The sequence below is a fragment of the Photobacterium atrarenae genome, assembly GCF_024380015.1.
GTDB lineage: Bacteria > Pseudomonadota > Gammaproteobacteria > Enterobacterales > Vibrionaceae > Photobacterium > Photobacterium atrarenae.
The window spans coordinates 1,584,847-1,611,236 of sequence record NZ_CP101508.1; the positions used below are offsets into that span (position 1 = coordinate 1,584,847).

24 protein-coding genes are annotated in these 26,390 nt (G+C 48.6%); 17 read left to right on the forward strand and 7 right to left on the reverse strand.

Features of this window, described 5'->3' with window-relative positions:
• Positions 1-85: 85 nt before the first annotated feature.
• The 5 genes from hrpA (at position 86) to moeB (ending at position 9,570) form a co-directional block, all read left to right on the forward strand.
• Positions 86-4,000: an ATP-dependent RNA helicase HrpA gene (gene hrpA / locus NNL38_RS07525; protein WP_255390392.1), complete on the forward strand. Its 3,915-nt coding sequence runs from the start codon at positions 86-88 to the stop codon at positions 3,998-4,000.
• 384 nt (positions 4,001-4,384) lie between these two features.
• Positions 4,385-6,469: a methyl-accepting chemotaxis protein gene (locus tag NNL38_RS07530; RefSeq protein WP_255390393.1), complete on the forward strand. Its 2,085-nt coding sequence runs from the start codon at positions 4,385-4,387 to the stop codon at positions 6,467-6,469.
• Between the two features lie 317 nt (positions 6,470-6,786).
• Complete coding sequence (locus tag NNL38_RS07535; protein ID WP_255390395.1) at positions 6,787-7,692, forward strand: PLP-dependent cysteine synthase family protein; 906 nt, start codon at positions 6,787-6,789, stop codon at positions 7,690-7,692.
• Positions 7,676-8,131: a M67 family metallopeptidase gene (locus NNL38_RS07540; protein WP_255390396.1), complete on the forward strand. Its 456-nt coding sequence runs from the start codon at positions 7,676-7,678 to the stop codon at positions 8,129-8,131. The genes NNL38_RS07535 and NNL38_RS07540 overlap by 17 nt, the downstream gene beginning before the upstream one ends.
• A complete protein-coding gene (gene moeB / locus NNL38_RS07545) occupies positions 8,128-9,570 on the forward strand; it encodes a molybdopterin-synthase adenylyltransferase MoeB (protein ID WP_255390397.1) in 1,443 nt (480 codons plus the stop codon). Before NNL38_RS07540 ends, moeB begins: the two co-directional genes overlap by 4 nt.
• A 141-nt stretch (positions 9,571-9,711) precedes the next feature.
• Here moeB and NNL38_RS07550 read toward each other — a convergent pair whose 3' ends face one another.
• Both NNL38_RS07550 and NNL38_RS07555 read right to left on the reverse strand, forming a co-directional pair.
• Entirely contained in the window at positions 9,712-11,016 is a 1,305-nt protein-coding gene (locus NNL38_RS07550; protein ID WP_255390398.1) for an inosine/guanosine kinase, read from the reverse strand.
• Between the two features lie 285 nt (positions 11,017-11,301).
• Positions 11,302-11,997, reverse strand: coding sequence for a DUF2786 domain-containing protein (locus tag NNL38_RS07555; RefSeq protein ID WP_255390399.1), 696 nt, complete (start codon positions 11,995-11,997; stop codon positions 11,302-11,304).
• 149 nt (positions 11,998-12,146) lie between these two features.
• Here NNL38_RS07555 and NNL38_RS07560 point away from each other — a divergent pair, with 149 nt between their 5' ends.
• Positions 12,147-13,115, forward strand: coding sequence for a hypothetical protein (locus NNL38_RS07560; protein ID WP_255390400.1), 969 nt, complete (start codon positions 12,147-12,149; stop codon positions 13,113-13,115).
• A gap of 85 nt (positions 13,116-13,200) precedes the next feature.
• Here the strand turns inward: NNL38_RS07560 and NNL38_RS07565 are convergent, their stop codons facing one another.
• Together NNL38_RS07565 and NNL38_RS07570 are read right to left on the reverse strand one after the other, a co-directional pair.
• On the reverse strand, positions 13,201-13,647 hold the full coding sequence (locus NNL38_RS07565) for a DUF411 domain-containing protein (RefSeq protein WP_255390401.1): 447 nt from the start codon (positions 13,645-13,647) through the stop codon (positions 13,201-13,203).
• Positions 13,648-13,733: 86 nt separating this feature from the next.
• Positions 13,734-14,138, reverse strand: a complete 405-nt coding sequence (locus NNL38_RS07570) for a hypothetical protein (protein ID WP_255390402.1) — start codon at positions 14,136-14,138, stop codon at positions 13,734-13,736.
• Between the two features lie 290 nt (positions 14,139-14,428).
• On the opposite strand from NNL38_RS07570, the gene NNL38_RS07575 reads away from it, so the two are divergent.
• The 11 genes from NNL38_RS07575 (at position 14,429) to NNL38_RS07625 (ending at position 23,615) form a co-directional block, all read left to right on the forward strand.
• Positions 14,429-14,785 (forward strand): helix-turn-helix domain-containing protein, encoded by a 357-nt coding sequence (locus tag NNL38_RS07575; RefSeq protein WP_255390403.1) that lies wholly within the window; start codon positions 14,429-14,431, stop codon positions 14,783-14,785.
• A 352-nt stretch (positions 14,786-15,137) separates the two neighbouring features.
• Positions 15,138-15,800, forward strand: coding sequence for a LuxR C-terminal-related transcriptional regulator (locus NNL38_RS07580; RefSeq protein ID WP_255390404.1), 663 nt, complete (start codon positions 15,138-15,140; stop codon positions 15,798-15,800).
• Positions 15,797-16,249, forward strand: coding sequence for a CsgE family curli-type amyloid fiber assembly protein (locus NNL38_RS07585; protein ID WP_255390405.1), 453 nt, complete (start codon positions 15,797-15,799; stop codon positions 16,247-16,249). Before NNL38_RS07580 ends, NNL38_RS07585 begins: the two co-directional genes overlap by 4 nt.
• Positions 16,250-16,260: 11 nt before the next feature.
• On the forward strand, positions 16,261-16,665 hold the full coding sequence (locus NNL38_RS07590) for a curli assembly protein CsgF (RefSeq protein ID WP_255390406.1): 405 nt from the start codon (positions 16,261-16,263) through the stop codon (positions 16,663-16,665).
• An 11-nt stretch (positions 16,666-16,676) separates the two neighbouring features.
• A complete protein-coding gene (locus tag NNL38_RS07595; RefSeq protein WP_255390407.1) occupies positions 16,677-17,513 on the forward strand; it encodes a CsgG/HfaB family protein in 837 nt (278 codons plus the stop codon).
• 414 nt (positions 17,514-17,927) lie between these two features.
• On the forward strand, positions 17,928-18,482 hold the full coding sequence (locus NNL38_RS07600) for a hypothetical protein (protein WP_255390408.1): 555 nt from the start codon (positions 17,928-17,930) through the stop codon (positions 18,480-18,482).
• Between the two features lie 21 nt (positions 18,483-18,503).
• Complete coding sequence (locus NNL38_RS07605) at positions 18,504-19,148, forward strand: curlin repeat-containing protein (protein ID WP_255390409.1); 645 nt, start codon at positions 18,504-18,506, stop codon at positions 19,146-19,148.
• A 303-nt stretch (positions 19,149-19,451) separates the two neighbouring features.
• Complete coding sequence (locus NNL38_RS07610) at positions 19,452-20,096, forward strand: hypothetical protein (RefSeq protein ID WP_255390410.1); 645 nt, start codon at positions 19,452-19,454, stop codon at positions 20,094-20,096.
• Between the two features lie 305 nt (positions 20,097-20,401).
• Positions 20,402-21,352 carry a hypothetical protein gene (locus NNL38_RS07615; protein WP_255390411.1) on the forward strand — a complete coding sequence of 317 codons (951 nt, stop codon included), beginning with the start codon at positions 20,402-20,404 and terminating at the stop codon, positions 21,350-21,352.
• A 4-nt stretch (positions 21,353-21,356) separates the two neighbouring features.
• Positions 21,357-21,671: a hypothetical protein gene (locus NNL38_RS07620; RefSeq protein WP_255390412.1), complete on the forward strand. Its 315-nt coding sequence runs from the start codon at positions 21,357-21,359 to the stop codon at positions 21,669-21,671.
• A gap of 375 nt (positions 21,672-22,046) precedes the next feature.
• On the forward strand, positions 22,047-23,615 hold the full coding sequence (locus NNL38_RS07625; RefSeq protein WP_255390413.1) for a BCCT family transporter: 1,569 nt from the start codon (positions 22,047-22,049) through the stop codon (positions 23,613-23,615).
• Positions 23,616-23,691: 76 nt separating this feature from the next.
• Here the strand turns inward: NNL38_RS07625 and dgcN are convergent, their stop codons facing one another.
• The 3 genes from dgcN to NNL38_RS07640 form a co-directional block, all read right to left on the reverse strand.
• Positions 23,692-24,696, reverse strand: coding sequence for an N-acetyltransferase DgcN (gene dgcN, locus NNL38_RS07630; protein ID WP_255390414.1), 1,005 nt, complete (start codon positions 24,694-24,696; stop codon positions 23,692-23,694).
• A 155-nt stretch (positions 24,697-24,851) separates the two neighbouring features.
• Positions 24,852-25,406: a hypothetical protein gene (locus tag NNL38_RS07635; RefSeq protein WP_255390415.1), complete on the reverse strand. Its 555-nt coding sequence runs from the start codon at positions 25,404-25,406 to the stop codon at positions 24,852-24,854.
• Between the two features lie 153 nt (positions 25,407-25,559).
• Positions 25,560-26,279, reverse strand: a complete 720-nt coding sequence (locus NNL38_RS07640; RefSeq protein ID WP_255390416.1) for a DUF3581 domain-containing protein — start codon at positions 26,277-26,279, stop codon at positions 25,560-25,562.
• Positions 26,280-26,390 lie beyond the last annotated feature (111 nt).

Sequence of the window (26,390 nt, forward strand, 5' to 3'; positions counted from 1 at the left end):
AGGTTCGGATACCGCACCTCACGCAGAGTTGTGGTAGAATTGCGTCAGTTTCATTCAATACCCAGCTGAAAAATCAGGAATTCCTTTGACTCAGTCGAATACTTCTCAGCCAGACGTTTTCAATAATGAAAAAACGCTCAAAGCCGCGATTCAGGATTGCATGATTCGCGATCGCTTTCGTTTGCACAAGCGTGTGCAAGGTGCGGCCAGAATTAACAATGAACAAGCCAGACATGCCGTGTTTGATGAAATTGCCATGGATATTGCCAAGTCCATGCAAACGGCAGAACTGCGGGCAACGCAGCGACCGAAAGTGACCTATCCGCCGCAGCTTCCGGTCAGCCAGAAGAAAGATGATATCGCCGAAGCGATTCAAAATAACCAGGTGGTGATTGTTGCCGGTGAAACCGGATCGGGGAAAACGACCCAGCTGCCGAAAATCTGCTTAGAGCTGGGGCTGGGGACGAAGGGGATGATCGGTCATACCCAGCCGCGGCGTCTTGCGGCGCGCTCAGTAGCCAGCCGGATTGCAGAAGAGCTGGCGTGTGAAATGGGCTCAGCGGTGGGGTATAAGGTCCGGTTTAACGATCAGGTGTCTGATCGCAGTCAGATCAAGCTGATGACCGACGGGATTTTGCTGGCGGAAATTCAGAACGATCGATTCCTGAACCAGTACGACACTATCATTATCGATGAGGCCCACGAACGCAGCCTTAATATCGACTTCATTCTGGGCTATCTGCGTGAGCTGTTGCCGAAGCGCCCGGATCTGAAAGTGATTATTACCTCGGCGACGATTGATCCTGAGCGATTCTCCAAGCACTTCAATAATGCGCCGATTATCGAAGTCTCCGGTCGAACCTACCCGGTTGAAGTCCGTTACCGCCCGGTCAGTGAAGATGGTGAAGACAGTGATCGCGATCAGCTGCAGGCAATTTTTGATGCGGTCGATGAACTGTGTGACGAAGGTCTGGGCGATATCCTGATCTTTATGAACGGTGAGCGTGAAATCCGTGATACGGCCGATGCGCTGGAGAAACGGAACTTACGTGATACCGAGATCCTGCCGCTCTATGCCCGCTTGTCGGCCGGCGAGCAAAATCGCGTGTTCCAGCCCCACGCCGGGCGCCGGATCGTGCTGTCGACCAACGTTGCGGAAACCTCACTGACGGTGCCGGGGATCCGCTATGTGATCGATCCGGGGACGGCGCGGATCAGCCGCTATAGTTACCGGACCAAGGTGCAACGCCTGCCGATTGAGCCGGTTTCTCAGGCCAGTGCCAACCAGCGAAAGGGCCGTTGTGGCCGGGTTGCGGAAGGGATCTGTATTCGCCTGTATTCGGAAGAAGATTTCCTGTCCCGCCCGGAGTTTACCGATCCGGAAATTCTGCGTACCAATCTGGCTTCCGTTATTTTGCAGATGACGGCGATTGGCCTGGGGGATATTCAGGCCTTCCCGTTTGTTGAAGCGCCGGATAACCGCAATATTCAGGATGGTATCCGCCTGCTGGAAGAGCTGGGCGCGATGAATACCAAAGCCAAAGATCCGCGCAAGCGACTGACCAAGATCGGTCGTCAGCTGGCCCGGTTACCGATTGACCCGCGTCTGGCCCGGATGGTGCTGGAAGCGCCGAAACACGGTGCGTTGCGTGAAGTGATGGTGATTGCCTCGGCGCTGTCGATTCAGGATCCGCGTGAGCGACCGATGGAGAAACAACAGGCCTCTGACGAAAAACACCGTCGGTTCTATGACAAAGAGTCGGATTTCATGACCTTTGTGAACCTGTGGGCGTACGTACAGGAGCAGCAAAAAGCGCTATCGGGGAACCAGTTCCGCCGTCAGTGTAAGAAAGATTACCTGAATTACTTACGGGTACGGGAGTGGCAGGATATCTATTTCCAGGTTCATCAGGTGGTCCGTGAGCTGGATCTGCGGATGAATCAGCAGGAAGCCAGCTACGAAGGGGTACATACCGCGCTGCTGGCGGGGATGTTGTCCCATGTCGGCCTGAAAGATCAGGAAAAGAATGAATACCAGGGGGCGCGGAACGCCCGCTTCAACATTTTCCCGGGCTCCGGCATTTTCAAGAAGCAGCCGAAATGGATCATGGTGGCTGAGCTGGTTGAAACCTCCAAGTTGTGGGGCCGGATTGCAGCCAAGATCCAGCCGGAGTGGATCGAGCCGCTGGCGGAGCACCTGCTCAAGCGCAGCTATAGTGAGCCGCACTGGGAGAAGAAGCAGGCTTCCGTGGCCGCGTTTGAAAAAGTGACTCTGTATGGGATCCCGGTTGTCGCTAAACGGAAAGTCAATTACGGCAAGATTGATCCCGTGGTTTCCCGTGAGCTGTTTATTCGCTCGGCGCTGGTGGAAGGGGACTGGGAAACCAAGCATAAGTTCTATCATCAGAACCGAAAACTGCTGCGGGAAGTGGAAGAGCTGGAGCATAAGTCCCGTCGCCGCGACATTCTTATCGATGATGATGCCTTGTTTGAGTTTTATGATCAGCGCATTGACCACACTGTGGTGTCCGGGCGTCACTTTGACACCTGGTGGAAGCAGGCATCGAAGGAAGATGCAGAGCTGCTTAACTTTGAACGCGATATGCTGTTCAGAGGCGATGCCAGTCATGTCACCGATCTGGATTATCCGAACTTCTGGCATCAGGGGAACCTCAAGCTGAAACTGAGCTACCAGTTTGAGCCGGGAGAAGATAGTGACGGTGTCACGGTGCATGTGCCGCTGCCGATCTTGAATCAGGTCGAGCCGGACGGTTTCGACTGGCAGATCCCGGGCCTGCGTCAGGAGCTGGTGGTCGCGCTGATCAAATCGCTGCCGAAACCGGTGCGTCGTAATTTCGTCCCGGCACCAAACTATGCTGATGCCTTCCTGGCGCGCAGCGAAGCCATGGCAATGCCATTACTCGATGCGCTGGAGAAAGAGCTGAAGCGGATGACGGGTGTTACCGTACTGCGTGAAGACTGGAATCTCGATCAGGTGCCGGATCACTTGAAGATCACCTACCGCGTGGTCGATCATCGCAACCGCAAGCTGAAAGAAAGTAAGGATCTTTACAGCCTCAAAGACGGCCTGAAAGAGAAGGTACAGGAAACGCTGTCGAAGGTGGCGGATGATGACATCGAGCAGGACGGCTTGAAAACCTGGAGTTTCGGGAAATTGCCGGAGCGTTATCAGCAGAAGCGGGGTGGCTTTGAAGTGAAAGCTTATCCGGCGATTGTCGATAACAAGGACTCGGTCGGGATCAAGCTGTTCGAAACTGAAGAAGAGCAGCGCACGGCGATGCAGCAGGGTCAGCGCCGTCTGGTGCTGCTGAACGTGCCGTCGCCGATCAAGTATCTGCATGCCAACCTGCCGAATAAATCCAAGCTTGGGCTGTACTTCAACCCGTACGGTCGGGTGATGGATCTGATTGATGACTGTATCGCCTGTGGCGTCGACAAGCTGATCGAAGAAAGGGGTGGCCTGGTGTGGGAGCCGGAAGCCTTTGAAACGCTGAAAGAGCATGTCCGGGCTGAACTGGGTGATACGGTAGTGGACATTGCCAAGCAAGTCGAAGCGATTTTGACCACAGCCTTTAACATTAATAAGCGCCTGAAAGGTCGGGTGGATCTGACCATGGCTTTCGCGTTGTCAGATATTAAGGCGCAAATCGAAGGCTTGATCTTTAAAGGCTTTGCCACCGAGTGTGGCTGGAAGCGCCTGCCGGACATTCTGCGCTACATGAAAGCCATTGAGCGCCGGATGGAAAAGCTGCCGATTGATCCGAATAAAGATCGCATGCACATCATGAAGGTTGAGTCTGTGATGTCGGATTACAAAGAGCTGCTGAATAAGATCCCGAAAGGCCAGCCGGTGCCGGAAAAAGTGAAAGAGATCCGCTGGATGATCGAAGAGCTGCGGGTCAGCTACTTTGCTCAGCAGCTGGGTACGCCGTATCCGGTGTCTGATAAGCGAATTCGAAATGCGATCAGCGAATGTTGATTTGACTTCTATCACGTTATGAAAACAGAGCCGCAAAGGCTCTGTTTTTTTTACTCGCTCCAAAACATCCCCAGGTAAAATTTAAAATTCCCTCAAGGTATCTCCAGGGTGGGTTTTATCTGCCAGATGAATCTGATCGTGCGGCTAGGACGCTAAATTAAAAATAATGATCTAAACGCATTTCATAAATGAAAAATAGTGGTTGTTTTACCGTAATATGCACATTTTGAATATGGTTATTAACTATGCTAATTTTTATTTGAATTAATTCATGCTCTTTTCATATTAAACGATTCTCTTCACCTGATAGCCTTTAAATAATAAATATGGGCAAATGTTAATTTTTATTATTTAGTTTTTGGTGATAATTAACAAGGAACATAAATGAATTTTTCGAGTATTAAGCAGCAGCTACTCATTTTTTGTGGCGCAAGCATACTGACGGTGTCAGGTGCGATGCTGGGATATGGATATTATAGCGGGAACCAACTCCTTGAATCGCTCGATAATCTGGTTTTGAATTATGCAAAAGATTCACTAAAACAAGAGCTTAAACTGTCTGCTCAAGTGGAGGCCAGGAACATCAACCTGGTGTTCAATGAAGCCATGGAAGTGTCGAAAACGCTGGCAGCATCTTTTACCCATCAGGATCCAAATATTTCTCGAGATAGCGTGATTCAGATGATGGGGAATACTATTGATAATATTCCTAATATAATAGGGATCTACTCTGGTTGGGAATATAACAAATTTGATAATTTAGATGAACAATATGTAAATACAAAGTATGTTCAAAAAAATGGCGAGTTTGCGCCATATTTTAACCGCTCCCCGTCCGGGAATATAATTCTGGAAGCGTCTTACCCTTTTTATGATACAGAGAAAAATGAAAATGGTATTCGTGGTTCGGAATGGTATTTATGTCCGAAAGAAACATTATCTGCCTGTGTGATTGATCCAGCCAGTTATGTGGTTCAGGGAAAATCGACCTTAATGAGCTCTTTTACTGCGCCAGTGCTCCGCAATGGTGAGTTTGCCGGCATGTTTGGGGTCGATTACTCGCTCGACTTTCTTCAAACCCTGGCTGTGAATACCAGTAACAATTTATTGAAAGGCCAGTCGCGGGTATTGATCATCAGTGCATCGGGCATCATTGCAGCCGATAGCGGTGATGACGGTAATATCGGCCAGCGGCTGGGGAGCACAGAGGTCAGTCAATTGATCCGCGAGCGACAGCATGGCGAGGTAGTGTTGTCGGGTGAATCCATCATCGCCCACGAGAGCTTTACCACAGTCGGCACCAATAAGCCCTGGCATGTCGTGGTGGTGGTCCCTGAAAAAATAGCGTTGGCCGGCGCTTACACGATTGTTGAAACACTCAGTGCGCATTTCAATGCCAGTCAGACAGGACAAATGACGGTTGGTATGATCACGGGTTTACTGGGAATGGGCATGATTTGGCTGGTAGCGGCATCGATTTCCGCTCCAATAACGGTATTGGTGAAACGGGTCGAAGCATTAACCCGCTCTGGGGGGGATTTGACTCAGCAAATTGAGATCGCCCGCCGTGATGAAACCGGGCAGTTGGCAAACCATCTGAATACATTCATCAATGATGTCCGGGGCATTGTCGGGGATGTTGCCGGCTCGGTGCAATCTCTGACGAGCAGCGTTGCGGCCACGTCTGATATTGCCAAAGAAAGTCAGACCCAGATCGCGATGCAGAGTGATGAAATTGATCAGGTGGTTGCTGCGACCACCGAAATGGCTTCGACGGCACATAGTGTCTCGGACAATGCCCAGGAAACAGCGTCAGCGGTGAGTCTCACGCAGCAGTCTGTTCAACAAGGGCATCAGGTGGTTGCTGCGAGTGCGGAAGGTCTGCGTGAATTGGCCGGTAACGTTGAGGAGGCGGCCAAAGTGATTGAAATTTTGGCGCAGGAAACGAATAACATCGGCAGTATCCTCGACGTGATCCGCAATATTTCGGAGCAAACGAACTTGCTGGCGCTTAATGCGGCGATTGAGGCAGCGCGCGCAGGTGAACAGGGCAGAGGATTTGCCGTGGTCGCGGATGAGGTGCGTAATCTGGCAACCAAAACGGCTCAGTCCACGGATGAAATTCAGCAGATGATAGATTCACTGCGCCACAGCAGCAAAGATGCGGTTGAAAAAATGCGTCACAACCGCAGTCTGAGTGATGTCTGTTTGTCACATGCCCAGCAAGCGGTGTGTTCTCTGGAAGAAGTGCGGACGCAAAGCGGTAAGATCCAGGATATGGCGCATCAGATTGCCAGTGCTGCCGAAGAGCAGGCAGCGGTGACTGAAGAAGTAAACCGCAGCTTGGTGGCCATTAACGAAGTGGCGGGAAAAATTGGCGCAGGGGCAGATCAGACATTGGTCGAAAGTGATCGGGTCTGCGGTTTCACCCAGGATGTGAGCAAGAAGATCAATTTCTTCTGTTATTAATTCTGGCACGACCACGATTGCAAAAACAGTTCGACAATGCAGCTTGTAAGTCTGCCTGTGTGACAATTTGTATGAACTTTCTGTATGAAAAGCGGCACCTGAACAGGTGTCGCTTTTGTGTCTTGCGGTTTCTATGAACTGGCCTCCTCGTGAGGCCGGTTATTATCGCCTGTTTTTAGAGTTCGCCTCCGGATCTGAGTCCGGCAGTTGTGGGAGCAAGCGCCGCGCAGTGCCGGTAACTTGGGGTCTGCGCTGTGATCGACTATGGTAAATAAATACCCGTCTCATTTCTTTTTCGAGTGCTCAAGGGAGGGTTCATGGACTTGCTGGCGTTGATTGGACACACGCCACTTATCGACTTGAGCTTTCTGTTTCCCGATCAGCCCGGCCTGAAACTATTCGCAAAAGCCGAATGGACCAATCCCGGTGGTTCCCTGAAAGACCGATCGGTGAAAGAAATGTTGTGTCAGGCGATTGAGAGCGGACAGCTTCATCCGGGCAAAACGATTCTGGATTCCAGTAGCGGCAATGCCGGTATTTCCTATGCCATGATCGGCGCTGCCATGGGATATCCGGTGACGATTGTGATCCCGGGCAATGCCAGCCGGGAGCGGAAACAACGTTTAATTGCTCATGGGGCAACGCTCATAGAAACGGATCCGCTGGAAGGTTATGACCAGGCTTTACGTCATGTGCATGCGATGTTTGAGGCATCACCCGAGCAGTATTTCTTCTGCGATCAGTACGCTAATTCACACAATGTAAACGCGCATTATCACGGGACAGCGTCTGAGCTGATGAAGCAGGTACCGCAGCCGATCACCCACTTTGTCGGTGGCGTCGGCACCGGCGGTTCGTTAACCGGGATTGCCCGGCGGCTGAAGGAGCAGGATCCGAATGTAAAAATCATCGCGATCCGGCCTGAGCGCTGGCCAGGGGTGGAAGGATTAAAACCGCTTGGAGAGCCGGAGGATATTGTGCCGGCGATTTTTGATCCAAGTCTGGTTGATCAATGGATTGATGTATCGGCTGATGAAGCCAAGGCAGGGTGTTTACGACTTGCCCGGCACGGCATTTTTGTTGGTCAGTCATCCGGAGCTTATCTGGCGGGTTGCACCAAGCTGATGGCTGGCTTGTCCGAGGGGGTGATCACCACCTTACTGTGCGATCTCGGTGAACGCTACTTCAGTGCAGGGTTATGGGACCATGACTATTCATGTTAGCCAGACAATCATTGCACAGATAATCGCTCAGGCTGAGCAGGCTTATCCTGAAGAATGCTGCGGGTTTATTCTCGGCGAGTTAGACAGACAAAACGAGTCTATCTCACACAGCCACTATTATCTGCCTTGTCTGAATGAAAAGTCAGATAACCGGGAACGGCGGTTTTTGATCGACCCGATAGCTTACCAAGACGCAGAAGATCAGGCGGATCGGGAAGGGCTGGCGATTATCAGTATTGTTCATTCACACCCGGATCATCCGGATTCCCCCTCTGAGTTCGATCGGCTCCACGCCTGGCCGGGGCTAAGCTATATCATCATTTCTGTTCATCAGCACAAAGCTGCCGGCTACCGTTCATGGCGATTGACGGAAGACCGACAACGCTTCGATCCGGAGCAGGTTTGTGTTGATGGCTCAGACACCAAGGCATCGATATGAAAGCATTGATTAAGGTTCCTTCACCGCTACGACGATTTACCCAGCAAAAGAGCCAGGTAGAAGTTGAGGCGGCAACCGTATTTGAGGCGATTACTCAGCTCTGTGAGCAACACCCGGAGCTGGAACTTCAGCTCTTTGATGAGCAGGGCCAACTACGAAATTTTGTGAATCTGTTTCTGGACCGAGTGGACATTAAACAGCAAGACGGTTTATCAACGTCCCTCCATGAAGGATGTGAGCTGCGGATTGTCCCTGCGATTGCCGGTGGAGTCGATGTATCCGTGACGGATTCCCCGATAGCGCCAGGACGGCTGACCCCAAAAGAAATCAGCCGCTATAGCCGTCATATTATGTTGCCGGAGATCGGTATGGCCGGGCAGCAAAAACTCAAGGATGCCAAAGTGTTGATCATCGGGGCCGGCGGCCTGGGCTCGCCTTTGTGTTTGTACTTGGTTGCGGCTGGTGTCGGGACGCTTGGCCTGGTGGATCACGATACGGTTGATGAAACCAACCTGCAGCGGCAGATCCTGTTTACCATGAACGATTTGGGGCAGCCGAAGGTCAGCGCTGCCCGCGAAAGGCTGATGGCACTGAATCCTGATCTGGATCTGCGTTGTTATCCCGAGCAGCTGACTGCGGCGAATGCGCTGGAGATGATCGGGGATTATGATCTGGTGATTGACGGGACGGATAATTTTCCGACTCGGTATCTGGTCAATGATGCCTGCGTACTCAGCCACAAACCCAATATTTATGGCAGTATTTTTCGTTTCGATGGTCAGGCGACGGTATTTCATTATCAGGATGGGCCATGTTATCGCTGTTTGTACCCTGAACCACCGCCACCGGGCTTGGTACCATCCTGTGCTGAAGGGGGCGTGTTGGGGGTTTTGCCGGCGATGATTGCCAGTATCCAGGCGACCGAGGCGATCAAAATGATCACCGGGGCCGGCACGACGTTAAGTGGCCGGCTGCTGATCTACGATGCGCTGAATTTAAGTTTTGAAGAGCTGCGTATTGAGCGCAATCCGCATTGCTGCTTATGCGGCGACGTTCCGACCATCACCGGTTTGATTGATTACCAACAGTTTTGCGGGATCCCGGCGACACCGGCCGAGGTTGCTGTTGATGAGATCACCGCTGTTGAGTTACGTCAACGGATGGTAACGGGTGACGTGGTGCTGGTGGATGTCCGGGAAGCCTATGAGCGGGAGATTTGCCTCATTCGCGGCAGCCGACATATCCCGATGAGTGCGGTGACCGAGCATCTGGCTGAATTTCATCCCGATCAAACGGTGGTGTTCCACTGTAAAATGGGCGGACGCTCAGCCAAGGTTTGTCAGCAATGTATCGACCAAGGTGTGACCAATGTGGTGAACTTGAAAGGCGGGATCCTGGCCTGGATTGATGAAGTGGAGCCCGGATTGACCAAATACTGAGGGAATGACTCGGAGCATGAAGTACTTGACCGGGGGAGCCATGCCTGGCTTGCAAGTGTGAACCCATGAAAAAGCGGCGCTTGTTTGAGCGCCGCTTTTGCGTGTTAGCTGGTTCAATCAGCCGGGAATCCGAGCGGATGATTAACGCTCCCAGTAAGCTTCTTCCAGGCAGTCTTCTCGTTCCGGCAGTCCGCGAGACAGACGCGGTGCGTGCTGGGTCAGCACTTCGTAGCTGACCCGGTTCGAGTACTGACAAATCTGCGAGAAAGATGAATAGGTCAGGAAGCTGCCGTTATGCTTGGCAGAGTTCGGAACATTGGCCTTGTGGTAACGGTTGGCGGACATGTCATGCAGCAGGGCAGACAGGGCGGCATCACCGGCACCATTGGTATTTTTGATTTGAACCGGTCCGCCCAGGTAAGGCGCGATATGTGAGTAAATCCGGATTGGCTGTTCACAGACCGATTTTTTCATCGGGCGGCTGAACTCATAGCGGTTGAAATCGGCGATTTGGCCCGGCAGCAGGGGCAGGGAAGACTCACGTTTGAGGGAGTCTTCGGTATAGCCGGCCATATACAGCCCGACCGGTCCCGCGGTGCAGAGCACCATATCGACCCAGTCCAGTGCTTTGTCAGCCGCTAATAGCGGATCTTTCTCGCCAGTCAGAGCTTCGGCCTCTTCCTCATTCATCGCCACGCAGGTGACATGTTCTTTCAGAAATTCTATCCACCAATCCTGCTTGCCTTCGATCACGTACTTGGTACCCAGGGTCAGGACAACCGGCACATCATGCTTTTTCGCGTGCTCAATTGCCTTGAGGGCGGAATCTTTCATTGGATCGGTTGGCTTGCCGCGCACCAGATAGGATGAGAGGACCAGTGCTGAGGCATTCTCGAAAATGTTCTCCGGGATGAACTCCGGACGGAGCTGGTTCATCTGACCTTCGTTGATGGCAAAGGTGCGTTCGCCGTCTGCCGTGATCAGCGTATAGCAGCGACCAATCGGGCCGTTGACCGGCTGCAGGTAGTCAAGATCCATCCGGCTGGAGGTGTTACACAGGTAGCGGTAGGCGTATGATCCAATTTTCAAATCCTGGCTCATCACGCCGAGCAGAATCGATTTATCGTCAGCCAGCACGGAGTAGTTGTGCAGGGTATTACCGATGGTATCGCCTGGATATTCATGGCTGATCAGGTTGCATTCTTTGAGCTCCTGATAAAGTATCTCTGCTTTATCCTCTTCCAGGACCAGTGAGTGACCTTTACTCAGGTGATGACGTGCCAGAAAGTCATCGTCAACGCGGGCTTCAATATCAACAATGGTTTGTCCGACGCCAACCAAGTGGGTACGAGACAGCGGGTTTTCTTGTTGAATTTGAGCAACTAATGGATCGCGGGCATTGACAGGAAAGTAATGCTTGGACTTGCGCTGACCAGGGAATTTCATTTGTGGAGGCTATCGTTTTTCGGGAATTTTGTTCGATAATACCATAAAAGTGAGATTCATCTCTCACTTCTTTGCAATCTGATGACAAATGCTGTTCTTTTGATTCTTTTTTCGCCGTTGGTTGGCATGGACACTGAACTGGAAGGAGAGCACACCGACAGGGCTTCAGGGGGCAAGGTGATGAAAGTGGTCACAAATCGCGGCATCAGCAAGATCACGATGCATCCTGGTCAACTGAATGGAGATATAAAAACAGCTGCCAAATGCAGCTGTTCAATATGATTGTTAGCCGAGCAGTTTTGGCTCGTGGGCCCGACTGCCGCCGACCGGACGGTTCACCGAAATCGAGCGACCTTTCTTCATCCCTTTCTCATAATCATCGGTCAGGGCTTTCATCGCTTCCTGCAATTGTTTTTTGAAGGTTTCACGGTCAATGTTCTCAAACTCTTTATCGATATAGTTGGTCATGCGCTTGTCATGATCATCATCGGTGTTGAGTTCCGGCAGTTTTTCTAACGCGCCTTCGATCCACCCGGCCAGGAAGGAGCCGACTCTGCGGGTGACTTCTGTTGTGCTGGTGCCGGTGCCGGCAAAGCTATTTCTGAACTGGCCGGTTTGCTGGTTCATTTCCCGGTAAACGACATCAAATGCGAAAGCCGCGAAGATAGCACGCTCGGCCACGCCGATAAATTCAGCTTGCTTCAATCCTTTATAATTTGTCAGCACGCACTCGACGCCAAAGCGACGGTTGATGCCACGAATAATTTTGAGGATCTGCGGACTGATATCAGTTGGCAGCAGGGTTGCTGATTTGGTTTTTCCCATTTGAATGAACTCAATATCATCTTTTTCAAGACCGTATTTGAGCATCAGGCGGTGGGCCATTTTGATAGCTTGTGCGGCTTCGTTGACGTTCGCAGAGTTACCCAGCTCTAGGCATTTTACAATTTTCTTCAGCGCCTTTCGCTTCTGTTCAGACATTCGATCACACTCATTCTCTACCGGGGGCGCGTATTTTAACTCGTTCCTCCGGCTTGTACAATTCACGGTTGATAAGTATCTGATACTTGAGAACTCAGGCAGAGCGCCCCATAATGAAACATGATTCAGACTAAGCAAAGAGCCTTATAATGACGACTGCTTATCAATCGATTGATGTGCCTTTTGAGTTTCGCCACACCTGCTGGTTCTGTGGCGAACCCTATTTCGAGTCGTATGCTTTTATGCCGTCTCCCAATTATGAACACCAGGCTGCGCCGGTGCTGCTGCCGTGCTGTGAAGAGTGTTACGGATTTTGCCGCACGATCAAAGTCAGCGGATTGGATCTGCTGCGCGACAAAGTTAAGGAAAAGCTGCACCGTAAATATGAGAAGCACCTGCAAATTGGTGCGAACTGGACCCAGGAAGAGCTGGCAGCTTCAGAGTTTGAAGGCAAAGCATTGGAAGGCTTTAAAGAAAGTGCCTGGACAATGTTTGAGATTGCGAAAGAACGGGTTAATTATGCCGGCTGGCCTTTAACCATTGATGGCCTGCCGATTGCGGGCTTGACGAGTCGGTTTCAGATCGAGTTTGACGGGATCGTGTATACCAGCTTAGCCCATGCGATTGAACAACTGGCGAAAACCTATGTAATTCCGCAGCCTTACCTGGAACAGGTGGTGGAGGTGGTTGGTCGTCAACGACTCGGCTATGCCATCCGCTTTGCCAAAACGACTTATGGTTACTCTGATGAAGAACGAGCTGCCAGTATTGTCAGTTTGAAGAATCTGCTCGCTGAAGAGTCAGAGCTGGCACCCCAAAATGCAGCGTCTACCGGAGGGATGGTTGTGGATTTAGCCGAGATCCAGTCGCTCATTATCGCGCGTATTCAGGTGATGCCGCAGGCCATACACTGGGCACTCACACATGGGGTGACCACATTGCATCAGCTTGCTGAGCAGGAGGAGGCATTCTTTGAATATTTCATGCCGGAGTCCGAGTTGGTGGCGTTTACTTACTTTAACGGACTGCAGGTTTATTTCGAGAAACGGGAAAATGAGCCGGAATGGGCGGCGAGCCAAGACCCGAATCGCGCGCTGTTTGCCCGATTGACGGATTAACAACTTTTTTCATGTTTCATGGCGTTTTTCAAGCGTGCGAATAGAAGGCAGAGAGGTGGTCTCTTTGCCTGATGCTAACGTGCCGTTACTGATTGTGGCGTGACCAGACCCGGGTGTTGCCGTCTTTATCGAAAGCAACGACATTGTAGGGATCTTTTTGATCGTTATACTCCATTCCAGGAGAACCCATTGGCATGCCCGGCGTGGCCAGACCAACTAAGTCCGTCGGCTTTTCAGCCAGAAAACGCTTAATCTCCTCCGCGGGTACATGGCCTTCAAAGGTGTAGCCCTCAATTTCAGCTGTATGGCAGGATGCATAGCCCGGCCGAATGCCCAGTTTTGTTTTAGTCGGCGTCAGATCCTGTTGGTATTTGATTTCCAGCTTGAACCCGTTTTCTTCCATATGCTTGACCCAATCTTTGCAGCAGCCGCAATAAGGGGACTGATAGTTCGTGCCAGTGACGATGTTGGTGGCGAGGGCAACGTGGCTGGCAGTCAGTAGGCCGATAGCGATAAGTACGTGACGTTTCATGACAATGTCCTATTTCTTTAGTCAATTGAATAATAAGCTAACTCAGGCATGCATCATGCACAGCTGAGGTTAATGTTGAGAAGAAATCAGGCGTCAATCGGCGGTCGGTCGAGTGGCTCATGGAGGAAATGGCTGTGGCTGACCGGCTCCGTAAACTGCGGACTGACAGCAGGGCTTGTGAGCAGGGTGTGGTCCGTCAGAATTGCGAACGGAACGGAGCAGGTATGGCAGTCGGCATTTTGGCAGGGGCTGGCTTGAGATGCGTCCGGGTCTGACATCGCGTGATGACACCCCAGCACCGTTGACATCACCGGATGATCGCAGCAGGCAGGCATTGCCTGCGAGGGATACGGCTGAAGAAACGATGGAGAAGGGAGGCCATGGCCGGCAAAGACAGGCGATACCAGGATCGCACAGAGTGCGATCAGTACGGCAAATTTTGCGAAGACGCAATGGGGTTTCACAGAGCTGGCATCCATTTTGTTGGTCACAGAGGGATTATAGGGGGCTGACAGCCGAAGCGGAATCCTTTCTGTCAGAAAACTGTCTGTTTTTTGTTTGAGATCAGCTTCTTCTCCTTGATTAAGTTATGTAAAAAGTCAGACATTTGTACAGGAAAGATAGGCAGGGGACATTAGTACTGTCGGATTCAGGACAAAGTTGTGTGAATTTTTTGTCAAAAGTCAAAAAAGTTACACCAGCCTTACGTTGCTCTGACATTGGCCTCCATCGGTTGCGGTTTAATTCGGAGATAAAGCAGAAAATCACGAAGGTATATGAAATGCAATATACGGAAACAGACCGTGAAGTGTTGCTCGAAACATGGATGAGTTATAAAGCTAAAATGCGGGTAACCCAGATTGAGATGGCTAAAAAGTTAGGCATGAGTCAGCTTGCTTTTTCAGATGTTTTACGCGGGCAGAAACCTCTAGAGCATGGGTTTGTCAGTCAATTTTGTCAGTTTATTGGTGTCGATCCGGTGCTGACGTTACCCTCGCTGCGGGAACAAGTCGGTGGCGTGTTGCCGGGAACGGTGACGTTGAAAAACACCTATATTGTTGACGGTAATATAAAAAATGTTCGTTATAGCGGAAATCAAATTATTGTCGAGTATGAGCACCAAGTACCGGCCTGTTAAACCTCTCTAGAGTCCCATAAAGCGAATAAAATGAAGACCTTGCATGGAAAATTGCAAGGTCTTTTTTTGTATGCATGTAGTTTGGTATAAACTTTTGTCAAATAAAAAAGTGATGTTTATTTTGAATGTTGTAAAGAAAATGAATTGGCGGCATTCACTAATATTGGCTACGCAATTTGATATCTGGTGATTTATTATTTGTCTCAGCATTGAGAACGTAAGAATGGTTAATAAAAACAGAGGGATATAAATAAAATTATTATTTGTCATTTTTGCTGTCTTGATGTTTTGACGCTATGTTCTAGATTTAAATCGTCTTAGTAATAAGATATTTACAGTAAGGGAATATAAGATGTCTTCCATTCAATATCATGATTTGATTTTCATCTGTGACTCCAGCTTACAGTCTTCCCTTTTCCGGGATTACCTTGAAAAGGCCTTGGAACTACCGATTAAAACCACCACGCTGGAAGGGCTTCCGGGATTAAACCTCCGCCCGAAACGGAACATTTTGGTGATCATTGACAACACCCAGATTAATGATGATTCACTGGATGTTTATATCAATTTTCTGGTTGAAAATTCGCTCACGGCCAGTGAAGTGCTGATCAATTCGCCAAATGATGTTGCGGCCAAGGTGATAGCTAAATGGCCGAACATGGTTGGGGTGTTCTTCGTTGGTGACGGAATTGATGTGGTGGCTAAGGGGATGAAAAAAGTCTTTGCCGGTGAGCTTTGGCTGAGTCGAAAACTAACCAATGAACTGATTGCTGCCTACCGACACAAAGATACGCTGATTGCCAAGCCATGCGCCAACCTGACTAACCGGGAAAAGGAAATTATGCAGCTGTTAGTGCTGGGTGCCTCAAATACCCAAATCGCTGAGAAGCTGTTTGTCAGTGAAAATACGGTGAAAACGCATCTTTATAACGTGTTTAAAAAGATTAATGTGAAGAATAGAATGCAAGCTTTTATGTGGGCTAAAAGCAGCAACTACAATGACTTACCGCTATGAGAATCGTTGAGTTCTGTCTACCAGTAGCGCTGTTGTTCGCTGTGCCTGCATGGTCGCAGGAAGAGCAACAGCCGCTTGAAAATGGTCAGCCGCTTGAACAAAACGGCACCCTGGACGACTTGAGAGAAATTAGCGGAGCTGTGATTGACCAAACGATGACCCGCCTCGGGGAAGATTTTTATTCACTATTTGCACAAAAACTCAGTGATGAATTTGACGACTTGAAAGAGAACCTGACGGTTAAAGAGCGTCCGACCGCTCTGTCCGGCAGTGTTATTTCTGTTCTGCACCGGCGTAAGGCTATCTATCGTACGGCTTTGTCACCGGGACGGGATCAGGTTGAAACAAAAGTCGATGAAGCGATTAAAGTTGTCCGCGCGTATGTCACCCGATGGCGTATTGAGCGCTACCTGCAAGATACATTTGATGTTGATTACGATGAAATCTAAGAGGGTTTAGCATGAAAGGGAGTAATTTGGCCTTCGCCGGTCTGCTGGCTATTACGGCACAGGTCTCGGCGACGGAGCTGGTCTATACGCCAATCAATCCCAGTTTCGGCGGTAATCCGTTGAACAGTTCCCATCTCCTGGGTGTGGCGAATGCTATTAACGATCATAAAGCACCGGATGATGACTTATTACTGGGTGAGCAATCGGATCTTGAACGGTTAGCCGCCAGCCTGGAATCTCGTTTAATCAGCCAATTGTTGTCCGATGTGGGGAATGGGAATACCGGTCAGCTGGTAACGGATGACTTCCTGCTGAATATTATTGATGACAACGGGAACCTGATCATTCAAATCACTGATAAAGAAACCGGGGAGTCATCAACAATTCAAGTCAGTGGCTTAGTGCCGGACATGTAGGGAGAAGATGGATGAAAGCGTTGATTTGGGGTAGTTTGCTGTTAATTCTCTCGGGTTGTTCGATGTCTCTTGAAACGCCGGATATCAGTAAAGAGCCGACGCTGATGGCCCGCGGGGCGGCATACCAGGATTTAACCTCGCTGCCGTTACCACGAGGAAAGGTCTATGTTTCCGTGTATGACTTCAGGGATCAGAGCGGACAATACAAACCGCAGCCGAATAGTAACTTCTCGACGGCTGTACCGCAAGGTGGTGCGGCATTACTCACCACCGCGTTGTTGGATTCGAAATGGTTTATCCCGCTCGAGCGGGAGGGGCTGCAAAACTTATTGACTGAGAGGAAGATTATTCGTGCTGCTCAGAAGAAACATGAAATACCGACCAATCATGGTCCGCACTTACCATCATTGGCTTCGGCGAATATCATGATCGAAGGTGGGATTGTTGCCTATGATACCAATCTAAGAACCGGGGGAGCCGGAGCCCGTTACTTGGGGATTGGTGCCTCCGGGCAATACCGGACCGATCAGGTTACGGTCAATATACGGGCGATAGATGTTCGAAGCGGGCAAATATTACTCAGTGTAACAACCAGTAAAACCATTTTGTCCAAAGAGCTTCAAACCGGGGTCTTTAAGTTTGTCGATTATAAAGATTTGCTTGAGGCCGAATTAGGCTATACCACGAATGAGCCGGTAAACTTGGCAGTGATGACGGCAATTGATGCAGCGGTCGTTCATGTGATTGTTGATGGGATTAAGACGGGGCTGTGGCAGCCCTTGCGAGATGCCGACTTACAGCACCCGATAATTCAGGAGTATATGCACCGACGTCGCCCGATTATCTAAAATACTTCCATTCGATTTTACTCTCTGAGCGCCTCTGATCAATGCTGATCAGAGGCGTTTTTCTTTGGGAGGCGTTTCAAACTATTTTTCGGTAGGTATTGTCTGGTGACGGCTTGAGCAGGCTGTTGGACAATCATTTTCACGTCTGTACCTATTTAGGGAAAGTATTTTTGAAAACACTCTGATACCCAGTTAGACAGTCGATAAGTGATTGAACATAAGACGTTGCTGTGAAATATATAAACTAATTGACTAGGCTGCTTACTCGAATCTCATTTTTCCGAATGAGAGATGATCTGAGCATTCGCAATAAAAGTATTAAAAGCGAGAGTCCAGTTTCATCCATAGGTTTATAGATTAAGTTCTGAGAAGTTCGATACTGAAGGTACGAAATGAACATCACGGCCTGGAACAATGAAACGAATCAAAAGCAAATTAATTGCATTGTGTATATCAGGTGCTGCTTTCAATACTTATTCAAGTGACCTTGCGCTAAATGAACTGATGAATCTATCTGAATTCCAGCTTGGCGTTGATAACTCTGCAGTCATTGACCTGGAAGAGGCTAGTCATAGCTCAGCAGTTGTTCAGCAGAAAAGTATCGGTGACAAAGTGGGGAATGCAGCTAAGATAAAGCAACGTGGTAATTATAATGATGCATTCATTGCACAACAGGGAAGCAGAAACATCGCTTATATTAATCAAAGAGGAGACTATAACGAAGCAGCTGTTTCTCAAGATGGGTATGAAAACATGGGTGTGATTTATCAGCTCGGAAATAATAATAAAGCTGGTATTGTACAAAAAGGACGCCGTAATAAAGGGAAGATATCCCAGTACGGGGATGATAACAAAGCACTTATTGTTCAGAAAAGCAATGTTAGGAGTTTCCGTTCTGATATTCAGCAGACGGGTGGTCAAACACATGTCATCATTAATGGCATGAATAAAAACATCACAGTAAGATAATACAATTGAAGGAATAATATCATGAAAAAGTTAGCTCTATTTATCTCAATGGCTTTCGCATCAACAACAGCAATGGCAGCAATTGATAATAGCTCTGATGTGAAAATCAAGAAAGGAAGTGATTATAACCATGTCTCTGTTTATCAAGATTCATATTACTACGGCAATGACTCAAAAGTAAATATTGAATATGACTCAGATTATAACTGGGTTACTGTGAATCAGTATGGCGCGCGTAACTATTCAGATGTAGACATCAAGCATAAGTCTGATGGTAATAGTGCATATGTTAATCAATATGGAAAATACAACTCATCAAAAGTTGATATTAACTACTATGCTGATGATAATCATGTTGGCGTATACCAAGATGGAAAATGGAATCGCTCAAGTGTTTATATTAGCGCGGGTGATCGGAATACGGTCATGGTAGGTCAAAAAGGTGACTATAACAACTCATATGTTGATATCTATGGTGCCTATGCGGATTATAACCTGGTGAAGGTTGACCAATATGGTGACTACTCTCATTCAGATGTAGATATCGGTAGCCACTATGCACCTGCAAGCTATAACACTGTACATGTTAGTCAAACAGATTATGACCACTCTAGTGTTTATATTGCAGACTCTTCATACAACTCTGTATATGTAGCACAGTACTGATATACGGGATTGAGACGGAAAAGCTGCGCTATTGTAGGCGCAGCTTTTATTCATTTATACCTGACTAATTTTAATTATTCTGTTTATTAATACTTCATAATTTAGTTTATGGACTATTTAGATAATTGGTCGATAATTAAATTGAAAATAAAAACATAAGAAAATAGCAGTCAGTAACTGCATGCTCTGGAATGAAATACTTAGAATGTTTGAGATTTTTTATCTTGATTATATCGATTTTAATATTTGTTCGTTCATGAAATTTTAAGTTAGGCTCACAATATCATAATGTAAGGATTACCTATGAAAAAGTTATCTCTATTTATTTCAATGGCTTTAGCTTCAGCTACAGCATCGGCTGCAATTGACAATCGTTCAGATGTGAAAATCAAGAAAGGAAGTGACTATAATCACGTCGCCGTGTATCAAGACTCTTACTACTATGGTAATGACTCTAAGGTAGATATTAACTATGACTCAGATTATAACAACGTAGATGTAAATCAATATGGAAGACATAATTACTCAGATGTTAGCATTAAACATAAATCTGATGGGAATAGTGTTTATGTAACCCAACATGGCGTTTATCATTCTTCAAAAGTGGATATCGGATACTATGCTAAAGATAACAATGTAGGCGTGTATCAGGAAGGTAAACGAAATAATTCAAGCGTATATATTTTAGCTGGGGATCATAACAGTATTTATCTTAAGCAGAAAGGTGAATACAACCGTTCATATGTTGACATCTATGGTGGTTATGCCGACCACAACCTGGTGAAAGTAGATCAGTATGGTGATTACTCTATGTCTGATGTAGATATCGCTAGCCATTACGGACCTGCGAGCTATAACACGGTTTATGTCAGCCAGACTGACTACGACTATTCGAGTGTATATATTTCTGATTCATCATATAACTCTGTTTATATTTCGCAGTATTAATATGTTATTGCAATGATAATTTATAACCGCATCTGATAAGTGCGGTTTTTTTTGAAAATTTTTCTATGTGATATTTTATTTAGTGTGAAAACAAACTGCGAATCTCATACATAGGTTTATGGAACTAAACTCAGAAAAAGCAATAATGAATATGTAAGTGATAACGCGGGAATGACTTGATAATACCTGTGCGTAGTAATGGAATGATTTTTCATATTGCCACTTGGCAATTATCATTATTAAGGTTTTTACACAATTGTAAGTGAAATGGTCTGAGACCAGTCAATAAATCTAAGGAAAAGTTTATGAAAAAGCTAGCTCTATTTATCTCAGCAGCACTGGCATCAACTTCAGCACTGGCTTCAATCGATAATGAGTCTGATGTCAAAATTAAAAACAAGAGTGATTGGAACCATGTCTCTGTTTATCAGGAATCAGCCTACGGCTATGCGGGTAATAAGTCTACGGCTATCATCCGAAATCGTTCTGATAACAATTACATGGACATTTACCAATATGGAGAGAATAATAATTCAAGAGCTGTAATTGCCCGCCGGTCAAATGATAACTATATCGGCGTTTATCAGTCCGGGAAAGATAACCGGTCACGTGCGATAATTAGAAATCGCTCAGATTATAATGAAATTGATGTTGGTCAGCACGGTTATGATAACTTCTCTCGGGCCGTTATTCGTCGTAACTCAGATTACAATAAGATTTACGTAGATCAATCAGGACAATATAACGATTCTCGAGTAAGAATTACAAATCACTCTGATTATAATGATGTAAAAGTTAAACAGTATGGCGCGTATAACATGTCAGATGTCATGATTAATGATGATTCTGACTGGAACTATGTGAATGTTCAACAAGATGGTTACTATAACAGCTCCTATGTCGTGCTGGATTACGATGCCGATTACAATGATGTTGGTGTCTACCAAAATGGTAGCCTGAATTATTCAGATGTAAATATCTACGGTGGTGACTATAACAGCGTGTATGTGAGCCAGTATGGCGAATATAATGATTCAGATGTAGTTATTTCCGGAGAGCATGCGGATCATAACTATGTGACGGTGGCTCAGTATGGTGATTACAACTATTCGAATGTGTTGATTGATGATGGTGGTTACTACGGTGGTTCAACCAGTTATAACACCGTTTATGTATCTCAGGATGGCTATGATATGTCGAATGTTGAGATCACAGGTGGCTCGTCTTACAACACAGTTTATGTGGCGCAGTACTAAGTTGATGAAACGCTTGATTCTACTCTCTACGATTGTTGCTGCACTCCCAGCGAGTGCAGCCACGTTTTCCCCTTTGATGATTCGCTGTGAGTTCAGGCAAGATGATATTCAGCTCGTTGTAACCAATACCAGTGCGCAGTATACGCAGGTGAAGCTGACTTCGAGCCGTCATAATGTCATGGTGACCGGTAGCAGTGGTCAAAGTAGTTCGACCATGACGCTGAGTCGCTCGCAGTTTCCCGTTACCCTGGAAACCGCTCCGGATAATCAGATCAGCATCGACAGGGATTGCCAGATTGAACCTTTGAACGCTTCGTAAGAAGCGTTTTTTTTTTAGCTGGCGTATGGTGAATTTCTGCTGTCAATCTGACCTTCCAGCTCCCCCAAATCCTATGGCTTGTATGAGTGCGTTCGATGACTTGTTTCGTCGGTTTGCATCGTCATTTCTGATATCCGCGAACAACCAAGTCCTTGAGCGGGCAGTGTGCAATTTGTTTGAGTTCTAATGATGCATGGGGATGGGATCTCTCGACCGCGTCAGTCGGACACTCTCTACAAGCTGAGGCAGCGGCCGGTATGAGACCGCTTACGGCCGTAAATCTCACGTTACTGGGTTAAAAAAAGTGATTTTTTTCTGGTGATTTAGGATATGAGCTGATAATGTGCCGCCCCTCACAGCAATAGTGAGAAACTTATGTATACCTCGACACCAAAAGTGAGTGACAAATTGGTTCCAACTCTAACGATTGGCTTTATCAGTTTGTTTCTCCTTTCCGCTCTTATTGACTTGTCGCTTGTTTCCCAAGTGATTCAGTCTATGTTTTCCGATGCAACTGCAATGTTTGGTTACCCTTGGCAATGGCTGATGGTACTCAACTTTGTTGTGGCTATCCTGATTGCGCTTAGCCCGAAAGGGAAAATCCGCCTGGGTCAGCAGAAGACACCGACGATTGGGACGTTTCGCTGGATGGCGATGATCATGTGTACCTTATTGGCAGGTGGCGGCGTGTTCTGGTCTGCGGCGGAGCCGATTTATCATTTCATCACCGTGCCACCGAGTTTTCCGGATACGGCCAGCGGGCTGGCGGAGTCTGCCGCGCCGGCATTGAGCCAGAGCTTTTTGCATTGGGGCTTTCTGGCCTGGGCGATTTTGGGGACACTGGCCACCATTGTGTTGATGCATGCGCATCATCAGGGTGGGGTGAAACTGCGTCCGCGAGCACTGCTTTATCCGCTGGTTGGCGATCGGCTGGAGTCACACTGGCTGGGCTCTGTGATTGATGCCTGTTCGATTATTGCCGTTGCTGCCGGCACTATCGGCCCGATTGGTTTTCTGGCATCTCAACTGGGCTACAGCCTTGAAGTTGTTATGGGGATTGAGAACACGTCTTCCAGCCAGCTGGCGATTCTGGCCGTTGTGGTGGCGATCTACTCGATTTCTGCCTTTACCGGGATGGATAAAGGACTGCAATGGCTGAGCCGACTGAATGTGATCGGTGCATTTGCCTTGTTGCTGGCAATGCTGATCCTGGGTCCGACCCAGTTCCTGTTTGAGCATTTTGGATCGGCATTTGCCACTTACCTGCAACACCTGCCGGAAATGAGCTTGAATGCGGATGCGCCGCAGTGGAACTCCTGGTGGACCTGGTTCTTCTGGGGCTGGTTCATTGGTTTCGCACCGATGATGGCGATTTTTATTGCGCGGATCTCCGAAGGCCGCTCAGTGCGTGAGTTGATCCTGATGGTTGCCATTGGTGCGCCTGTGGTGACGAACTTCTGGTTTACCGTACTGGGCGGTACCGGGATCTTCTTTGAGCTGCAAACACCGGGTACTATTTCCGGGCCGCTGAATGATGCTGGTTTGCCTGCCGTGTTGCTGGCAACGCTGACGCAGCTTCCGTTCAGTGATCTGCTTGTCGCGGCGTTTTTGGTGCTCACAACAACTTTTGTTGTGACGACCGGGGATTCGATGGCTTACTCGATCTCTATGGTAGTGAGTGGTGATAATGAGCCGAAACCGACGCAACGCCTGTTCTGGGCTGTGGTGATGGGATGTGTGGCTGGTGTGCTGTTGGTGGCCGGAGACGGTGGGCTGAACGCGTTGCAGTCATTCATTGTGATCACTGCGGTGCCGGTGTCTGTATTGATTGCCGCGACCTTAATCACCGGACCGATGGCGGTGATACGCATGCAAGCAGACAAAGCGCGTCAGGCGCAAGCTCAGGTAGAGCAGGCAAACTATGCTGCCGCTTCTGTTTCATAACAGCGCTCTCGGCGTTCAGGTTTGACGATGAAAACACTCCCTCGGGAGTGTTTTACTATGTCTGGCGTCTGGTGGTTTAAATTGAATGTAGCTTTTCAACAATCGAGGCCACACCAAATCGAATCGGATCAGTGACCGGCAGTTGGTAATCCTGTTCCCATTGTTGACACAGCGTCATTGCTTCCGCCTCAGTCATGGCTGCAGTATTCAGGGCGATGCCGACAAAGCAGGCTGCCGGGTTGGTCAGCCGGGCGGCCACCAGGTTTGCCTGCAGGGTGGCTTCAATCGACGGAATGTTCATATGCGGTACATGACGTACATGCTGGCGGCCGACTTCATGGCACAGGACCAGCGCGTCGGGTTGTGAGCCGTGCAGCAGCCCCAGGCTGACACCGGCAAACGCGGGATTTAACACCGAGCCCTGGCCTTCAATGACGTCCCAGTCATGGTCGGTGAATGCAGGGCTAATGGCTTCTGCCGCGCCGGAGATGAAATCGGCGACGACGGCATCGACTGAAATGCCTTTGCCTGAAATCAAGATACCGGTCTGCCCGGTGGCACAGAAGCGGGTCTTGAGTCCCTGGCGATTCATCTCCGCTTCAAGTGCAAGCGAGGTATACATTTTCCCGACCGAGCAATCCGTACCGACAGTCAGCAACCTTTTTCCCGGGCGGGGAATACCGGTACCAATAGCCAGCGGCTGGTCAACATGACGTACATCATACAGGCAGCACTGACGAATATTGGCGGCATGGTTTATGGCTGGAAAGCTGCTGAGGCGCTGGTGCATGCCGGAGGCAATGTTGTATCCCAGTTCCAGTGCTTCTTGCAGGGTTGCAAGCCAGGCTTGCGGAATCATGCCACCGGCATTGGCTGTGCCAATCACTAAGGTTTCAGCACCCTGCTGTTTGGCTTCTTCCAGGGACAAATCCGGCAAGCCGAGCGAAACCGTTTCCGGTGTCAGCCTGAACTGACCACTGCAATTTTGTGGCCGCCAGTGCAGGATCCCTTTTGCAGTTTTGGCAGCCAGCGGATCAGTAACATCACCGAGAAAGAGAAGATAGGGTTGTGGGATTCTCATTGTCTTTCCTTGTACTGAGGTTTGGGTGATATCTATTGTATATCAAGCACTAAGATATCACTATGTATGGATGTAGGGGAAATGATCGGTGATAAATATCAGATAAATGCGAAGTGATAGCATGTAATAAACCCGCCGGTGGCGGGCTTATTGGGCTAGAGATCTTCAACCGGAACCATGATATGCGCGTACGGCGTGTCTTTCCACATGACATAAGGGCCGCCGCTACTAGGGTCATCCGTGATTCCCTTCAGCATGGCTCGGGGGACAATGATCATCAGGTGAGGGCCGGTTTCAACATAGTCTTCGGCATTTTTGTGGTCAGGATGGTAGGGATCTGAGTTACTCACCCCGGCCCCTTCGTCACCTTGCAGCATGTAGGAAATACCGATGCTCTTAGGTTCAAAATCTTGCTTGTTTCCCATTGCACCTAGCATTTCCATCCATATGGCGTCATTACACATGGGTATGTTATCCCCCGGAAAAGTGTCCGGCATACAGGTCCAGCCATTGCTGCCTTCGACCACTGTTTTGCCGTCAACCACAATGGTTGCATCGCCACTGATCGAAGGCGGCGCTGCAGATTTGGCACGGGCGATGCGTGCATCTAAAGCTTCGTCGGAAATTGTTTCGTCGGCAAAGGCTGCTGGGAGGACCAGTGTAGTCATCAGAAGGGTGAGCGAGAGTGCTGAATATTTAGAGCTAACCATGATGGTGTCTCCACGTTGAATGCGTTGGCTTGAGATGCCAACCCGATGTCTTGTCAAAGACACTTTTTAGTATAGGTCTCCGAAGTTGGACGAAGAGAGAATAAAAACGCCGGCGAATGCCGGCGTTTGGGAAAGGAGAGTTTTTGCTGTAGCTCAGGCGGCGAGCAAGGCGCTGAAGTCAACTTTACGCTGGTTGAAGCGGTTCACCAGATCGTCAATGTCGTCTTGACAGTAGGGCTTCAGGCCACTCATGACCATGCGTTTGCGACCGGTGCCAACAATTTCCCCATTTTCTTTGAAACAGAACTTCAGAGTCACGCTGCCACGTTTGCCATCGACATCAATGTCGGAGCCGGTCAGTTCAACCGTAGGCGAATGAATATCAAGGCGGGAGAAATCCAGTTCCATGCTCTCATAGATCACTAACGGACGCGCCGGGTTGATCATGATTTGCTTGGACTCCATCAGTGGCACCATGATATGCGGGAAGTTCATCCCGGAGAATTGAACGTAACTCTTGGTGACTTGCTCAATCAATGTCTGGTTGAGGGTGGTTTCACCACTGCGGGTCACATGCAGGTATTCTTTACCGCCAGCATCGACCATCGAGAAATCGGTGTCGGATTTTTGATCGATCCGGAGCGGGATCCCGTCGTTGATCATGCCAGCAAACTCGAAGCGCATTTTCTGGCTCAGGCCGACCTTAGAAAGAATAACAGAGAAAAGCAGGTCGCCCGGAACACAGAAACGCTTGTTATCTTCATCGTGAATCGGGTTGAAGTCACCAGCGACTTTTTTGGCGAAATGGCTGGCTTGCTCACGGGTGAAAGACACTTCACTGTTCTGCTCAGAGTAATACGAATCTAACAACATGCTTAACTTATGAATACCTTGGTTAATCAAACTGCCACGTAGTTTACATGAGAACTTCATATGAGATGGTCTAGCCAGTGACAGGCGTTTATTGCTTGACTCCGGGATGAA